We start from the raw sequence: 16,517 nt of genomic DNA on the forward strand, positions 1-16,517 counted from the left end.
CACGATTAATGAGAGCTCGGTTATATGAAGACCAATTGGTTGTGCGATAAATTTTTGGTGTCGACTTATTCATTTGAAAATTATATTGTGGAATAAGCCTTTAGAGATAGGTTTGTGCAACAAAGCCCTATTAAATTAATCTTCTTAATTTAATCAAATGCTCCAAATAAAATTTGAAATAGATCTAAATTATTTATTCGAAAAGTTTTTAATTTTTATTCCAATCATAATTCCTATAAAGAAAGATATATAAAAATAATTCCATGAACTATCAGAAACAATTGGTGAAAAGATCAACCCTATTAGAAAAAATAAAAAAGTAAAAACACATGCAAAAAGCAATGAAATCAATTTAAAAAAATTATGAACAAAAAATATTTTATAAAATATTTCACTTATTTTATCTAAAGTTAGGACAAATACCTTTTTGTAGTAAAAACCAACTCCTATTCCGACTGCTCCCCCTAGAACACTTACTAAAATTAAATTATCCAACATAATCATTAACTCTACATGTTCAATAAATGAATTTGATTAGAATTTTAGTTCCCAGAACTCTAGTTATTTTATTTAATTACTACTCAAAATCAGGATATACAAAATCGTATTTTCCTGTTTTTATACGCTCAACAATATCGTAAGGATTCACAACTACACCAATTTCTGCCTTACGATTTTCTCCCTCTAACCTCCCTACACGAGTAAAATCTTCATCATTTATATGCCATACATACCAATTTTTAGATACTTTAATCTTCTCTGCCCCTACTTTTGCTCCATAGTCATTCGTACACCGAAAAAGAATATTAGAAATATCACCAAGCTCACTAATATTTCCAACTTTTTCCCATAAATTCATTTTCAATCCAAACTTAGTCACACAGTGAGCATAAAACTCTACTTCACCGCTTACGATTTCCAATAAATCTATATCAGCTTCCAATGGATATACTTTTTTAAAGCTTCTGATCACATCACTATTGAGTTGGGTTAAATCAAAAGCGATTAATTGAAAATATTTTTTCTTATCATTGTCTAATTCAACAGCAAAGACATCACCGATCTTAGTGTTTTTCCTTATCATTTTTCGATTCCAAACTTTTCCCAATATTTCGGGCTAATTAATTTTCTCTTTCAATAGCATACTGCTATTTTACCCAAGACTAAACTGATTAATTAAACTTCACATCCTCTACTTTAGCTAATCAGACACCCCCATCATAAAAATTTAACTTCAAACTTTTCGCCTCAGTTCCCCCTTCCCAAAAACCACTCCAACACCGCATCCCGTTCATCCAAACTATTAGAGCTTAAAACCTGTAGTAGCAAACCATCGATCAGGTTGACCACCATATCGGCATCGAACTTTGGCTCACGAGTTTCCCCGCTAAAAATCAGGTCAAAAATTTCATGGCGCAACCACTTTCGGTACTCAACTGCCATACGGTAAGCCTTTGGGTAAAGCAGTTTTATTTCAAAAATAGCTTTAAGTAAAAGGTTGTACAGACTATTTAAATTGGCATGTAACACAATAATTGCTTTAAGTTTATCTTTTGAAGTGCAATAGCGACTTGAGTAAATAATGGAGAGCACTGCTTCTTTCAGCAGACTTTTTTGAAAGGCGATGCACATTTCAATTAAGCCTTCTTTCGAGTGGAAATAGTTGTAAAGCGTACCTTTGGCGATTTTGGTTTCTTTAGCAATCAGGTCGATGCCTGCATTGTGGAACCCATGCGTTGTAATGAGTTGTATGGTGGTTTGAACAGCCAGTAATTTTTTGGAAGAAGTTTCTAAATTTCGCATAGTTTTACCGTTTTAAATTCTTGTTGTTTCTGCATGAGATAAAAAGCCTGTGCCCTTTTTGGGAGAAAAAAAGGCACAGCAAAGCCGCAAGACGGTGCTTGGCACATCTCAAGTTTTGTTGTTGCTAAGTTTTAAGTAAAAATGACTTAAAGCCTGAAAACCTTATGGCGTTCAAGCTGCTGTAATTTTTTAAGCTGTGTTGTTATAGCTTTTGGCGCGGGGTGCCAAAAAATAATGGATGTGCATAGCCAACTCCTAATTATTGGAGTTCTGCCAGAGCATTTATTTGGACTTATGGTGGCAGAACGAAAGAGGGTTGACAGACTGGCTTCGAGAACCCAGCACACCCGAAGGTGTCCCCCTTCCGTCCTACCGCTACAAAAAGGGAGACGAGTGGGTCTACATCAAAAAAACGTGTTTTTTCAATGTTCTCAAAGATCAGCCTGTCAAAGCCGGCTGGCAATGTGGCCAGCACGCAAAGCATAATCTGAGAGTTTAGATGTGTCAATGTCGCTTTTATGACAAGTGTTTAAATTTCTTATTGTTTTTCATTAGATCAACTTAATTATTATTTTAGATATTATATTTAATTGTATTTATACATTAAGTGAAGCGATCCGTGCTTCTTCATTTCAATCTTCTAACTTTTTAATGTGAAAGTACACAGCGGAAAGGCTGTTTAGACAATCTCAGTCTGCCCCACTTGGTGATAAGCGCGGTTAAAGTAAACCAAACTTTGGTCATGCTGGCTTTGTTTAATCGCCACAATCGGACATATAAAAATCGTATGTGTACCGACTTGTTGAATTTGCTCAATCTCACAGTCGAAACTGACCAAAGCATCGTCTAACACAGGTGAACCCGTTTCTAACTCAATCCATGCGCCATGTTTAAAGCGTTCTTCTGGTGTGAGTTTAGATGAAAATGCTTTTGAAATATGTTCGTGATGCGCGCCTAAAACATTCACAGTTAAGATTTTGTTATCTAGGAAATGTGCATGTGAGCTCGCAGATTGGTTCATACACACCAATAATGTCGGCGGTGTGTCAGTCACACTACAAACAGCAGAGGCAGTAAATCCAAAACGGCCAGACATGCCTGCCGTGGTCACAACGCTAACCGCACTTGTGAGTAAAGACATTGCATTTCTAAAGTCTGTTGCTTGAACCATGACATTATTCCTAAATTGAACCGTACCTTGTCCTGTGTGTTTGCTATACCGCCCAACTCCATCAGGAAGGTACTATCGACATGCGTTCTGATTAGAGCGACATGTAGTAAGTAAAATGAGGGTTACTTGTTTGATTATCAACTACCATCAAAAAAGTAACCCTTTATACCACTTATTGGTAAATATTAAGCAGTAAGATCAAAACCAGTAAGTTCTCTGCGAACGATTTCTGCACCTGCCGTTAACGCATTTAACTTGCCACGAGCCACTTCACGTGAAAGAGGCGCCATACCGCAGTTTGTGCAAGGGTAAAGCTTGTCCGCATCTACAAACTGAAGCGCTTTACGAAGTGTATTCGCCACTTCTTCTGGTGTTTCAATTTGGTTAGATGCAACATCAATCGCGCCGACCATCACTTTTTTACCGCGAATGAGTTCGAGTAAATCGATAGGCACATGTGAGTTGTGACATTCTAACGAAATGATATCGATGTTAGATTTTTGCAGTTTCGGGAAAGCTTCTTCGTACTGACGCCATTCCGAACCGAGTGTCTTTTTCCAGTCAGTGTTGGCTTTAATGCCGTAACCATAGCAAATGTGCACCGCAGTTTCACATTTTAGACCTTCAATTGCACGCTCTAAAGTCGCAACGCCCCAGTCATTTACTTCGTCAAAGAATACGTTAAATGCAGGTTCGTCAAACTGAATAATGTCTACACCAGCAGCTTCTAACTCACGCGCTTCTTGGTTCAAGATTTTAGCAAATTCCCAAGCCAGTTTTTCACGGCTCTTGTAGTGACCATCGTAAAGCGTATCAATCATAGTCATTGGGCCAGGTAATGCCCACTTAATTGGTTGATCAGTTTGCTGACGTAGGAACTTCGCATCTTCAACAAACACTGGCTTTTGACGAGACACCGCACCTACTACAGACGGTACGCTTGCATCGTAACGGTCACGAATACGAACAGTTTCGCGCTTCTCAAAATCTACGCCATTTAAATGTTCAATAAACGTAGTCACAAAGTGTTGGCGGGTTTGTTCACCATCGCTCACAATGTCGATGCCAGCAAGGCGCTGTTCGTGCAACGCTAAACGTAACGCGTCTTTTTTACCTTCAAGCAGACCTTCATTTTCTAGTTTCCACGGCGACCAAAGCTTTTCAGGTTCTGCAAGCCAAGACGGTTTAGGTAAGCTGCCAGCAGTTGAAGTTGGTAATAATTTTTTCATGTTAAATGACCCGTATGTTGATTAATTAGGAGCGTAATTAGCAGACCACTGCTCAAGAATCGCTTGGTATGGTTTGATAAATTGCTCTTCAACAAACTTCCCCTGCTCTATAGCCAAACGGCTACGTTCTTCACGGTCATACACAATTCGAGTAAGTGAATAATCTTCGTGTTTCAAGCTTGGTTGATAAGACTTTCCAGCCACTGAATTTGCGTTGTAAATTTCAGGACGGTAAATCTTTTGGAAGGTTTCCATCGTACTAATGGTACTAATCAACTCAAGGTTGGTGTAATCACTCAACAAATCGCCTGTAAAATAGAACGCTAACGGCGCAACGCTATTTGGCGGCATGAAGTAGCGAACTTTTAAGCCCATTTTTTGGAAATATTCATCGGTTAATGAATAGTCTTCTTGCTTGTATTCAACACCCAAAACAGGATGTTCGTTTTCAGTACGGTGGTACTCTTTAGTCGTCGAAACGCTTAAGCAAATCACAGGCGCCTTTTTAAAGTTGGCTTTATAAGTTTCAGAGTTAATAAAGCTCTTAAACAAGTTACCGTGCAATTCACCAAACTTTTCTGGCGTGCTAAACGTAGACTTATTTTTGTTGTGATCTAACAACAGCACACTAAAGTCATAGTCACGTACATAAGACGAGAAGTTGTTACCTACAATACCTTCGATGCGTTCATTGGTTTTCTTATCAACGATATTGGTTTTCAATATTTCGATGAGAGGAAGCCCGCTAGTACGGTTTTCGGCATCAATATTCATTTCAACTGAAATGATTTCAAGTTCAACGCCATAGCGGTCGCCTTTAGGGTTGTCCCAATGAGCTAAGGCATTGAAACGATTGTCGATCATCTGCAATGTATTGCGCAAATTCTCTTCGCGGCTCATCCCTCTTGCCAAGTTAGCAAAGTTGGTTGTAATACGTGTATTGTCTGCTGGACGATAGTTCTCATCGAAACAAATACTCTTAATCGTAAATGTAAATTCTTTACTCATTGTGATCAGTACCCTAATTTCTGAGATAAAACCTAAATAAAAACTTTTTGCTCTTTTTAAACTTTCCAGACTTGTCAGATTTGTGCCTTATGGTCTTATCAAAAGTGAATCACTGGAGCGCTTCAGAGCATGGATAGATTTATACCGCAATCACAACATGAATAAAAATGATTTAGTCTCATTCAAAACTGAGTGAAATTCATGTTTAGGGTTTAATAAATAAGTATGAAGTTAAATATTTTTCATCTTAGGGGTTTTTAGACAGCACAAACGAAACATACGGCTCTCTATTTTTAATGCCTATAATTTTATAATTTATTATTATCTTCAATCACTTAAATCACTTAAATCACTTATTTTAAAATAAAACTGCTCAACCTAAAGCAATTTATGTTGAATCTCGCTCATCTCTGCTTTTAGCCATTCTAAAAATATGGTTTTGCGTGGATCTTCTTCAAAAGCACTATGAGAAAGTAAAAAATAGGCTGAATTATCTTGCACAACAGGTGAAATTTTTTGCAGTAAATTCCACTCAAGCTCTTTTTCAATCATATAAATTGAGATAACCGTTGCCCCAAGTCCAGCCAAACAGCCTTCTAAACATAGATAAAAATGTTCAAGCTCAACTTTGGCATAGCCTTTTAAACTCTGCTTTAGCTCAGCAATACGACTCATGCTTTTGAAAAAATTTGGTCTAGAGGTCGAAATGAGTACGTCGTTTGTGTCGGGTGGCTTGGTTGCTTGAACTAGAGCGATATATTCATCGGCAATCTTTTCGCTATAAATATGCTCTCCCCAATCAAAGTCATTTCTGCGAATCGCGATATCAATATTATCTTTTTCAAAATCGACCACTCCGCCTGCTGTGAGTAGTACAACCTCAAAATCATGACCGAGCTTTTTAAATTTTGAGAGCCGTGGAATGAGCCATTTCATGGAAAGAGTCGGTTCACACGACAAGACCAGTTGCTTGTTGTGAGTTTTAGGCTGGCTGAGTTGTATTAAACATTCATCAAGTTGACCAAACACTTGATGGCAACAGCTCAGTAAAATTTCACCCTGTTCGGTCATCACAAGTGTTTTATTTTTTCGCTCGAACAAACTGGTATTTAAAGCTTCTTCCAAATTATAAATCTGTTTACTGACCGCACTTTGCGTCACAAATAATTTCTTTGCAGCTAAAGTCACGCTGCCATACTTCGCCACAAAGTAGAAAAATTTTAGTGAATTCAGCGAGATTCTTTCAATCATTCCAAAAACTCATAGATATGTAGTCGTTTTTATCGATTTTTATTTCTAGGTTTCTGTTCAAAATAAAAATCATCTTGATTAAATACCATTTTAGATGATGAAAAACATATTGAATATCGATATCTATCTTCGAAAACCTGAAGCCCCAGCATCTCTTACAAAAAGAATAGCAATTTTAAGTAGTGTTTTCGCTCTCTTACATACATTCCAAAAAGTACAGATGAACTCCCTCGTTTTCTGTGAGGATATAAGATAATGGCAGAGTTTATTGCAGTTATTCTCATTACAATTTTAGCGGTGGTAAGCCCCGGCGCTGACTTCGCGATTGTGACCAAAAATAGTTATCTTTACGGCAGAAAAATAGGTGTGTTCACTTCACTCGGCATATCGCTTGGCGTGTTGGTACATGTGACCTATACACTTGTAGCCGTTGCCTTTGTGATGACTTATACGCCGCAAATTTTGAATATTGTGAAGTACATTGGCGCGCTTTACCTGATCTATATTGGCTATAAAACTTTTACTCAAAAACCTGTTTTAGACGCTGTTGCTTTAAACGCTATAGGTACTTTGCAAGCCATAAAATACGGCTTTTTTACCAATGCTCTTAACCCTAAAACCACGCTATTTGTAATTAGCACCTATACGCAAATTGTGAGTTTAACCACACCTGAAAGCATTCTTATAGCTTATGGCTTTTTTATGTCATTTGCCCATTTTGTATGGTTTTCACTGGTGGCGGTGCTGTTCTCATCCATGCTACTGAGACAGAAAATGTTAGCCAAGCAAGTACAGATTAATAAGGTGATTGGCTCAATTTTATGTGTGTTAGGTGTGATTTTGCTTTTTACTAAGTTTCAGTAGAGCCGCTTAATTTTTCAGAAACTTTTTTATGCTTTGCTGTTAATATAAAAATACATGATAGATTTTCCAATCCTTCATATCTCTATAAATCAAGGATGATAAGCGAATACATTTATTATGGAAATCAAGCAAATAAAGTATTTTTTAACAGTCGTTGAATCGGGCAGTATTGGTAAAGCTGCCCAAAAACTCGATGTCGGTGCTTCGGCGATTAGTCAGCAAATTAGTAAGCTCGAACAAGAGCTAAGCATTCGCTTATTACAGCGTAATGCTTTTGGCGTGACACCAACCCCAGCAGGTCTTGCCTTTTTAAAGCACTCGCAACTTATTTTGCGTCAAGTGAACTTTGCCATAGACGCTGCCCATTCAGCACGGCTATCAGGACATGTGAGCCTTGGTTTTCCACCGACCATTACAGCTTTGATTGGCATCCCTTTAATGAAACTAATGTCTGAACGCTATCCAGACATTCGCTTAGAGATTGTGGAAACCCTGTCAGGTAATCTCATTCAGTACATTAACTCGCGTCAGCTTGATATTGCCATTATTTTTACTAATGAGATTGATAAGCAATGGTCGATACAGCCCTTGGTACGCGAGCAAATGTATTTAATGGCGCGCAAAGAAGTGCTCGAAAAATACGGTCTAGCAGATTGCATTAAAAGCGGCATTATTCAGTCTCAGCAAATTGGCGATATTCCGTTAGTGTTGCCACGTCAGCGTCATAGCTTACGAAAACTGCTTGAACACAAGATTGGACAGCTTAATGTTGTCTATGAAATTGATGGCTTACACTTACTTATGGACAGTCTGATTCACCTTGACCTTGCCAGTGTTCGTCCCGGAAGTGCTTGCTTGCAAGAGTACAAACATAAGCTGCAATTGCTTAAGGTGATTGACCCAGAAGTGGAAAGAATTAACTACTTAGTGAGCCTTGCCGAAGAGGAATTATCACCCGCTGCACTGGCTGCCAAGTCAGCCATTAAGGCATGTGTGAAAGAGTTGATTCAAAACCAAATTTGGCCATGTTCTGAAATTATTGTTTAAAGGGTCATTAATTTTTCTAAATACCTAATTAATTTTCGCCTCTCACTCCTCCCTGCTTTTTAAGATTACATTTTTATACGAATGATAAGTGGTTTTCTGTTTATCGAAATATAGATGTGTAGTTTTAACTGGAAACAAGGCATCACATTTTCTACCAAGGACACCTTTAAATCTCATCTCTAACCCATTTCCTATTTAGGTTTATTGATTGAATCAATTTACGTCCAAACTTTGAAGATCGTGAATGTTTCCATTTTGTCAGGCCAAGGAGGTCTCCAATGGATGTCGTTAATAACCGTAGGGCTACTTTTAAAAAAATATTAAATGTAACAAGTGGCAACTTTTTAGAACAGTACGATTTTTTTCTTTTTGGTTTCTATGCCACTTATATCGCAGCAAAATTTTTCCACTCTGAAAATGAATATGTCTCTTTAATGATGACATTTACCGTGTTTGCTGCGGGCTTTCTTATGCGTCCTCTCGGCGCTATTTTCTTGGGTGCTTATGTCGACAGAATCGGTCGCCGTAAGGGTTTGATTGTGACTTTAAGCCTCATGGCTATTGGTACGATCTTAATTACCTTTGTACCGGGTTATGACACTATCGGTATTATGGCCCCTATTTTGGTGGTCATTGGCCGTCTGTTACAGGGCTTCTCGGCAGGTGTTGAATCTGGCGGTGTGTCGATTTACCTTGCAGAAATTGCAACCGATAAAAACCGTGGTTTTATCACAAGCTGGCAGTCTGGTAGTCAACAAATTGCGGTGGTGTTTGCTGCGTTATTTGGTTATTGGCTCAACACCGTTTTAACTCATGCACAAGTGAGCGAATGGGGCTGGCGTATTCCTTTCTTAATTGGTTGTTTGATCATTCCTTTAATCTTCTTATTCCGTCGTACTTTAGAGGAAACTGAAGCATTTAAAGCGCAAAAAACTCATCCTTCAACCAAAGAAATTTTCAGCACACTGGCGAGCAACTGGCGCATCGTACTTGCAGGTATGATGATGAGTGCCATGACCACAACCACGTTCTACTTTATTACGGTTTACACCACAGTATATGCAAAACGTACTTTAGAAATGTCGGTCACAGACAGCCTGTTAGCAACCGTGTTTGTGGGTTTATCGAATTTCTTCTGGTTACCAATGGGTGGCTTACTTTCAGACAAAATTGGTCGTCGTCCAGTGTTAGTCGGTATTACCACACTTGCGATTTTTACCAGTTATCCAGTTTTAGGGGTGGCAAACCAGCCATCGAATAGACCGCCAGTTGGTGTGTGATACGTTTAACTATGCAATGGCTCGTCAGGGTTATCCAACTGGTGTTATGGTTCATTCGGACCAAGGTTCACAGTACTGTAGTCGTGATTTTAGAGCGCTGTTACTGACAAATGATTGTACTCAGAGTATGTCTAGACGTGGAAACTGTTGGGATAATGCAGTGACTGAAAGCTTCTTTCATACATTGAAAGGTCATGTGGTCCATGGCAGTGTGTTTGCCACTCGAAAAGAAGCGAATGCTGTCTTGTTTGACTATATTGAGATTTATTACAATCGGGTCAGAAGACATTCTGCAAATGGCTGGTTAAGCCCTGAAGCCTTTGAGAAGAAATATTTTAAGAATTTAGAGGGATTTGTTGTCCACGATACTGTCTAGGATCACTCTTATGGCATTTCGCAATACACCTTACATGGCACTTTTACTGATTTTCCATTTAGCTACGGTCATGACGTTTTTTATTACCATGCCATTTGGTAAGTTCGCACACGGTTTTTACCGCAGCGCTTCTTTACTTAAATTTGCCATCGAAGAACGTATTTCCAAGAAATCATAATTTCATTCAAAAGTATTCACTATCTTGGCATAGTGAATACTTTCATTATTTTAAGCTCAAAATACTTCATACCTTGCCTACTTTTTACTATTTAAAATTCCCAAGCCATACATCGGCCACTTGGTACTCGCTTTAATATTATTAATCAGCATCGCCACCAAAACTAAAGACACTGCACCGACCAAAACAGGGAAAATTAAGAAACTCCACTGGTAATGTATGCTGCTTGCGGTGAGTAAAATAACCAAAGGATTGGCCCCAGCAGGTGGATGAACACATTTAAAAACTTGCATGAGAGCAATGGCACAACCCACTGATAAAGCAATTGTAAAAATAGAAACACCGACAAATTTTAGAAAAAACAAACCCACGAAAGCCGAAATAAGATGCCCAAATATAATATTTCTGGGTTGGGCCAAAGGTGACTGCGACACGGTATAGAGCAATACACAGGTCGCACCAAATGGCGCCATGATAAAGATATTGTGTGTGAGCTTACTCAACCACAGAAGTATAAAAATACTGAGCGTCCCTCCAATAAGGCTTCTTAAAACATCAACTTTACTGGGCGATGGAGCCAGTTTTTCTTTGCCATAAAAGATCGAGAACATGATTTTTTTCCTCAAACAAAAATTTGCTTTTTAAAAAGCATATAGATAAAATTCCAAATAGTACAGATCTGTACTATTTTATTTTTTGGAAAAGACACATGTCAAAATCTGCCTTAAAAATATTAGATACAGCCGAGAAATTATTTAATGAAAATAGTTTTGTCGGGGTGGGTGTCGACCTGATTCGCGATGAATCTGGCTGCTCTAAAACCACCATGTACACGTACTATAAAAATAAAAATCAACTGGTTAAGTCTGTACTCGTTGCACGTGATGAAAGGTTTAAGCAAAGCCTTTTGGGTTATGTTGGAGATGCAACAGGGTTAGAGGCCATCAATAAGATTCTGGATTGGCACACCAATTGGTTTAGACAAGATTTTTTTAAAGGCTGTTTATTTGTAAGAGCAGTCGCTGAATCTAACCAAGATGATCAAGACATTATTTCTATTTCTAAAGCCCATAAACAATGGATTAAAGTGTTGATTGCGGAAAACTGCAATATACCCAATGGTGAAGCTTTATCTGAGCTGATCTATACGGTGATTGAAGGCTTAATTAGCCGCTTTTTAGTCGATGGTTTCGATGAAACACTTGCGATAAACATGAAAAATTCTATTAATCAATTATTTAATATTCACCAACATTAGCATGAGAACTTAAAATGGAAGTGGATCATATTTTTATTTGTGTACAATCAGGCGCTCCCGAAGCTGAAACTTTAAAAAAATTCGGTCTAACAGAAGGTTCATCCAACAAGCACCCAGGTCAAGGTACCCAAAACAGACGCTTTTTCTTTAAAAATAGCTTTATCGAATTAATCTTTTTAAATAATCCAGAAGAAGCTTCAAGTGATCTCACAAAACCTACTCTGCTTTTTGAACGACTCAGTGCTCAAAATAATATCGCGTCCCCTTTTGGTATTTGTTTTCGCCCTAAAAATAAAGATGATAACGGCGCAAAATTTCCTAATTGGGTTTACAAGCCAAGCTATTTACCAGCCAGCTTAGAAGTAAATATTGCCAAAGATTCTGTGGTAACTGAACCGATGTGGTTCTTCCTTTCATTTGCTTCACGACCAGACCTTGCTGCAAAAGAAAAACAACAACCACTTGTTCATAGCAAAGATTTATCAGAAATCACTTCAATTAAGGTTTCTATTCCAAACCTGAAGCAGCACCCTACTTCATTACAATTCAATACAGTTGATAATTTTGAAGTGACTGATGGAACGGAGCATTTAATGGAAATCAGTTTTGATCATGAACCTCAAGGAATGATTCATGATTTCAGACCAGAGCTGCCGCTTATTTTTAAATATTAAAGCGCTTACTTTTTTTGATAAAAAAACTGTGATTTATGGCAAATCACAGTTTTATTTAAATTGAATCACATTAAAAACGACAATAGCTTAAGCAATTTTTCCATCAATAATGCCTTTCTCTTTTAATGCAGCTAGCTCTTCTGCTGTTTTAAATCTTGATAAGATTTGAGCGGTATGTTCACCTAGCTCTGGCGGTGCATGATGATATTCAACTGGAGTATCAGACAACTTGATGGGTGAACCAATCGTTTGAAAGTTTTCATTCAAACGATGAGGAATATTCACCACCAAATTACGATGTACGATTTGTGGTTCAGCCAAAGCATCTTCAATAGAGTTGATAACACCTACGGGTACTTTAAGCGCATGAATCATCTCAACCCACTCTTTAGCAGTTTTATGCAAAAAGTGCTCCGACAATAAAGGAATCAGTTCATTTCGATATTTGACGCGGTCTTGGTTGCGCACAAATTTTTCATTTTCGAGTAACTCTGGATAACCAATCGCAACACACAAATCTTTAAACTGTTTATCGTTACCGCAAGCAATAATAAATTCTTTATCTTTAGCCTTAAAAGTTTGATACGGCACAATACTCGGGTGTTGATTACCCATGCGCTGCGGGGCTTTACCTGAAGCTAAATAGTTCATTCCCTGATTTGCCAGTGCCGCGACCTGCACATCAAGCAAGGACATATCAATATACTGACCGCGTCCCGTGTGTGAGCGTGCAATCAAGGCCGCTTGAATGGCAATGGTTGAATACAACCCAGTTTGAATATCTACAACAGCCACGCCAACCTTTTGTGCACCACCACCTGCCAGATCATCAGGCTCGCCAGTAATGCTCATTAAGCCAGACATACCCTGAATAATAAAATCATAACCGGGTTCTTCTGCACGTGGGCCATCTTGCCCAAACCCGGTAATCGAGCAATACACAATATTTGGGTTCAGCCCACTTAAGGAAGCATAGTCTAAACCATATTTAGCCAAAGACCCTGTCTTATAATTTTCAATGACCACGTCGGCAGTCTTAGCAATTTCATAAATTAAAACCTGACCTTCGGGTGTGGTAATGTCCACTGCAACTGAATATTTATTACGATTGGTACACTGAAAATAGCCAGATTCACGGGTCATTTTTCCGTCTTCATCGGGCATCCATGGTGGCCCCCACATGCGGGTGTCATCACCGACTCGAGGACGTTCAATTTTAATCACTTCCGCGCCAAGGTCTGCCAAGATTTGTCCGCACCACGGCCCTGCAAGTACACGACTTAAATCTAAAACTCGAATTCCTTGTAATGCACCCATAACGATACCCTTATCTTTTTAGAAGGTACTCAACACACCTTCTTGTCATTGTTTATGATTGTTTTTGCGGATCGTACTGACGATCTTTAATAAATAAGCCCGGCAATACACCCGCAACAAAATATGCAGCACCCATCACAATAAAGGCCATGGTAAACGTCCCGCCCGATGCCAAGAAACCAATGGTGGCTGGTGCAATCGCAGCCCCAACACGACCAATGTTATAAGCACCGCCAATGGCTGTTCCGCGTACATCGGTTGAAAAACTTTCAGCCATATAAGTTGCGTTCACACCGTATGGAATGCCATATAAGAAGCCAAAGGTAATTAATAAATACAAAATATTGTCAGGGGTATTGAAGAAAATAATGATTGGCAAGAACACGGCGCTGGCTATTGTTCCAAACACAAAAACGGCACGGCGGTTAAATTTATCTGCAAGATAGCCCGCTAAAATTTTGCCTAGAATCATTGCTGTATATGAACCCACCATATAACTGGTTAAGTTTTTAAAGTTCATATGCACTTCTGTTTCTAAATAACTTGGCATCCAGTTGTTAATGCCGTAATAACCAAACTGTAAGAAGAATGCTGTGGTCATCCACAACAAAAACATTTTACGGTGCTTAAAGTTATTAAAAATTTGCTTATAAATGCTGCTACTTTTTGGCTTTTCAGCCACCACTCTTTCTTTAGGTTGTCCGTTGCCTTGCAAGCTTTCAATTTTGGTAAGCTGCCAAGATTTTGGCTCTGGTACAAATCGTTGCAGGAAAATATTAACGAAAGCAGGTACTACGGTCAGGAAGAACAAAACACGCCAGCCATGATCTGGAATAATCGCGCCAGCTAAGAGTGTCGCTGCAATATAACCCACCGTTTGCCCCGTTTGTAATGTGCCCAATACCGTTGTACGGTAAGTGGTTGGCACATATTCAGCCATTAAGGTATTACATGCCATATAAAGCGCTCCAATTCCTAAAGCACCTATAAAACGTAAAGCCATAAATTGCTCGAAGCTTTGCGTAAAACCCAATAAGCAAGTCGCCACCGAAAAGAAAGTTACCGAGTTAGCAATGGTTCTTACACGGCCAAACTTGTCACATGCCCAGCCACCCAAAATACCGCCAATACCCATACCCGCCAAAGAAGCACTACCTAAGGCACCCGCTTGAAAGGTACTTAACCCAAACTCTGCTTTTAAACTGGTCAAGCTATAAGACAGCAGCATAATATCTATGCCATCGACCACCATCGCAAAATAGGCAAATAACAACGCCCATTTCCATGTATTTGGTCCAATCTTTTCGTATGTCCCAAGGTTACTTGGAAATGTATTTCTTAATTCTTTCGATATTACTTGAACGTCATTGTTCATCTTTAGTTCCTCATTTTCCCAAATGAGTCATCGATAGCTTACTTATGTTTTCTGTATGACTTAATCTTCTATACTTTTCATCAACTTACTTTCAAATTTAAGTACACAGAGGTACATCTTCACATGAGTATCCTTACGATGAATCTTGTCATTATCCATAAATTTTTGCGTAAAAATCCCTAAAGGTGCTCTCGAAAGAACACCTCTATCTTTTAAAAATTAATGAGTTAGTTACTAAATGCGGCAATGCCTGTTTGGGCACGACCTAAAATCAAGGCATGAACGTCATGTGTACCCTCGTAGGTATTTACGACTTCAAGATTAACCAAATGACGTGCCACACCAAACTCGTCACTAATGCCATTTCCACCCATCATGTCACGTGCCATGCGAGCAATATCAAGCGCCTTTCCACAGTTGTTACGCTTAATTAAAGATGTGCCTTCAACCGACGCAATGCCTTCATCTTTCATACGACCAAAACGTAAAGCTACTTGCAAACCTAATGCAATTTCAGTTTGCATATCTGCCAGTTTCTTTTGAATCAATTGATTTGCAGCTAACGGACGACCAAATTGTTTGCGGTCCATGGTGTATTGATGTGCAGTATGCCAGCAGAACTCGGCAGCCCCCATTGCGCCCCATGCAATGCCATAACGAGCACTGTTTAGACAGGTAAATGGGCCTTTTAAACCTCGAATTTCAGGGAATGCATTTTCTTCAGGTACAAAAACGTTATCCATTACAATTTCACCCGTAATGGATGCACGTAAACCGACCTTGCCATGAATGGCAGGTGCAGATAGACCTTCCCAGCCCTTTTCTAAAATAAAGCCGCGAATATCACCGACATTGCCTTCAGCAGAAACTTCTTTTGCCCAGACTACAAATACATCGGCAATTGGACTATTGGTAATCCACATTTTTGCGCCAGTCAAACGGTAACCACCATCAACTTTTTTAGCACGGGTAATCATACTGCCTGGGTCTGAGCCATGATCAGGTTCTGTCAAACCAAAACAACCAATATATTCACCCGTAGCTAGTTTAGGTAAATACTTTTGCTTTTGCTCTTCGGTACCAAATTCATGAATCGGAACCATGACCAATGAGCTTTGCACACTCGCCATAGAACGGTAACCTGAATCCACATATTCAATTTCACGCGCAACCAAGCCATAACTCACATAGTTCAAACCCGCACCGCCATATTGCTCAGGGATGGTTGGACCCAATAAGCCAAGCTCTCCCATTTCACGAAAAATAGATGGGTCTGTTTTTTCATGACGGAATTGTTCAAGTACACGGGGTTGCAAACGTTCTTGGCAATAGGCATGAGCTGCATCACGAATCATGCGCTCATCTTCGGTAAGCTGTTGTTCAATTAAAAATGGGTCTTGCCAGTTAAATTGAACTTTTGCTTTTTTTGTTGTCACCATGTGATTCATCGCATCCTCTGCTTGATTTGATCTTCTTTATTTAACTCGATGTTATGCGTGAAAAATGCAGTAATCAAACGATAAATGTTCATGCAGATATGCGACTTACGCATATTTAAAACAAGACGTATTAAATTTAGATATTTAATTGGTTGTATTTCATTAAAAATGGCTTATTTTTATACTAAACTCGGATATCTGCATTTAGGTCATATGCCATTTTGAAATATGACGACAAATAAAAGGA

Annotated in this window: 15 protein-coding genes and 3 pseudogenes; 7 read left to right on the forward strand and 11 right to left on the reverse strand. The window is 38.9% G+C overall.

Features of this window, described 5'->3' with window-relative positions:
• Nucleotides 1-189 precede the first annotated feature (189 nt).
• From MSG95_RS15285 to MSG95_RS15315, 7 genes are all read right to left on the reverse strand, one after another.
• On the reverse strand, nucleotides 190-498 hold the full coding sequence (locus MSG95_RS15285; protein WP_324645116.1) for a hypothetical protein: 309 nt from the start codon (nucleotides 496-498) through the stop codon (nucleotides 190-192).
• A gap of 79 nt (nucleotides 499-577) precedes the next feature.
• Nucleotides 578-1,084: a hypothetical protein gene (locus tag MSG95_RS15290; protein WP_004703599.1), complete on the reverse strand. Its 507-nt coding sequence runs from the start codon at nucleotides 1,082-1,084 to the stop codon at nucleotides 578-580.
• Between the two features lie 164 nt (nucleotides 1,085-1,248).
• On the reverse strand, nucleotides 1,249-1,803 hold the full coding sequence (locus MSG95_RS15295; RefSeq protein ID WP_324645120.1) for a TetR/AcrR family transcriptional regulator: 555 nt from the start codon (nucleotides 1,801-1,803) through the stop codon (nucleotides 1,249-1,251).
• Nucleotides 1,804-2,482: 679 nt separating this feature from the next.
• A complete protein-coding gene (locus MSG95_RS15300; protein ID WP_000249487.1) occupies nucleotides 2,483-2,974 on the reverse strand; it encodes a flavin reductase in 492 nt (163 codons plus the stop codon).
• Between the two features lie 185 nt (nucleotides 2,975-3,159).
• Complete coding sequence (locus MSG95_RS15305; protein ID WP_004703605.1) at nucleotides 3,160-4,203, reverse strand: methionine synthase; 1,044 nt, start codon at nucleotides 4,201-4,203, stop codon at nucleotides 3,160-3,162.
• Between the two features lie 21 nt (nucleotides 4,204-4,224).
• On the reverse strand, nucleotides 4,225-5,211 hold the full coding sequence (locus tag MSG95_RS15310; protein ID WP_000031350.1) for a DUF1852 domain-containing protein: 987 nt from the start codon (nucleotides 5,209-5,211) through the stop codon (nucleotides 4,225-4,227).
• A 378-nt stretch (nucleotides 5,212-5,589) separates the two neighbouring features.
• Nucleotides 5,590-6,462, reverse strand: a complete 873-nt coding sequence (locus MSG95_RS15315) for a LysR family transcriptional regulator (protein ID WP_324624818.1) — start codon at nucleotides 6,460-6,462, stop codon at nucleotides 5,590-5,592.
• Between the two features lie 255 nt (nucleotides 6,463-6,717).
• Here MSG95_RS15315 and MSG95_RS15320 point away from each other — a divergent pair, with 255 nt between their 5' ends.
• The 5 genes and pseudogenes from MSG95_RS15320 to tcuB all read left to right on the forward strand — a co-directional run.
• Nucleotides 6,718-7,326, forward strand: coding sequence for a LysE family translocator (locus MSG95_RS15320; RefSeq protein ID WP_324624819.1), 609 nt, complete (start codon nucleotides 6,718-6,720; stop codon nucleotides 7,324-7,326).
• A gap of 117 nt (nucleotides 7,327-7,443) precedes the next feature.
• Nucleotides 7,444-8,373 (forward strand): LysR family transcriptional regulator, encoded by a 930-nt coding sequence (locus MSG95_RS15325; RefSeq protein WP_004703620.1) that lies wholly within the window; start codon nucleotides 7,444-7,446, stop codon nucleotides 8,371-8,373.
• Nucleotides 8,374-8,651: 278 nt separating this feature from the next.
• Nucleotides 8,652-9,608 (forward strand): annotated as a pseudogene (tcuC, locus tag MSG95_RS15330) (tricarballylate/proton symporter TcuC); the annotation flags it as partial.
• Between the two features lies 1 nt (nucleotide 9,609).
• Nucleotides 9,610-10,029 (forward strand): annotated as a pseudogene (locus MSG95_RS15335) (DDE-type integrase/transposase/recombinase); the annotation flags it as partial.
• A 1-nt stretch (nucleotide 10,030) separates the two neighbouring features.
• Nucleotides 10,031-10,207, forward strand: a pseudogene (gene tcuB / locus MSG95_RS15340) (tricarballylate utilization protein TcuB); the annotation flags it as partial.
• A gap of 77 nt (nucleotides 10,208-10,284) precedes the next feature.
• Here tcuB and MSG95_RS15345 read toward each other — a convergent pair.
• On the reverse strand, nucleotides 10,285-10,818 hold the full coding sequence (locus MSG95_RS15345; protein ID WP_031999811.1) for an HPP family protein: 534 nt from the start codon (nucleotides 10,816-10,818) through the stop codon (nucleotides 10,285-10,287).
• A 98-nt stretch (nucleotides 10,819-10,916) separates the two neighbouring features.
• Between MSG95_RS15345 and MSG95_RS15350 the strand changes: the two genes are divergently transcribed.
• Together MSG95_RS15350 and MSG95_RS15355 are read left to right on the forward strand one after the other, a co-directional pair.
• Nucleotides 10,917-11,465, forward strand: coding sequence for a TetR/AcrR family transcriptional regulator (locus tag MSG95_RS15350; RefSeq protein ID WP_014208449.1), 549 nt, complete (start codon nucleotides 10,917-10,919; stop codon nucleotides 11,463-11,465).
• Nucleotides 11,466-11,479: 14 nt separating this feature from the next.
• On the forward strand, nucleotides 11,480-12,139 hold the full coding sequence (locus tag MSG95_RS15355; RefSeq protein ID WP_077165946.1) for a VOC family protein: 660 nt from the start codon (nucleotides 11,480-11,482) through the stop codon (nucleotides 12,137-12,139).
• 87 nt (nucleotides 12,140-12,226) lie between these two features.
• Here MSG95_RS15355 and MSG95_RS15360 read toward each other — a convergent pair whose 3' ends face one another.
• The 3 genes from MSG95_RS15360 to MSG95_RS15370 all read right to left on the reverse strand — a co-directional run bounded on the left by MSG95_RS15360 (nucleotide 12,227) and on the right by MSG95_RS15370 (nucleotide 16,279).
• The gene (locus MSG95_RS15360) at nucleotides 12,227-13,456 is read right to left on the reverse strand and encodes a CaiB/BaiF CoA transferase family protein (protein ID WP_077165947.1); all 1,230 of its coding nucleotides are present in this window, start codon (nucleotides 13,454-13,456) and stop codon (nucleotides 12,227-12,229) included.
• A gap of 52 nt (nucleotides 13,457-13,508) precedes the next feature.
• The gene (locus tag MSG95_RS15365; RefSeq protein WP_077165948.1) at nucleotides 13,509-14,831 is read right to left on the reverse strand and encodes an MFS transporter; all 1,323 of its coding nucleotides are present in this window, start codon (nucleotides 14,829-14,831) and stop codon (nucleotides 13,509-13,511) included.
• A gap of 227 nt (nucleotides 14,832-15,058) precedes the next feature.
• Entirely contained in the window at nucleotides 15,059-16,279 is a 1,221-nt protein-coding gene (locus MSG95_RS15370) for an acyl-CoA dehydrogenase (protein ID WP_016139168.1), read from the reverse strand.
• Nucleotides 16,280-16,517 lie beyond the last annotated feature (238 nt).

Origin of the sequence: Acinetobacter sp. IK23, assembly GCF_035615275.1 — a bacterium.
GTDB classification, from domain to species: Bacteria; Pseudomonadota; Gammaproteobacteria; order Pseudomonadales; family Moraxellaceae; genus Acinetobacter; species Acinetobacter seifertii.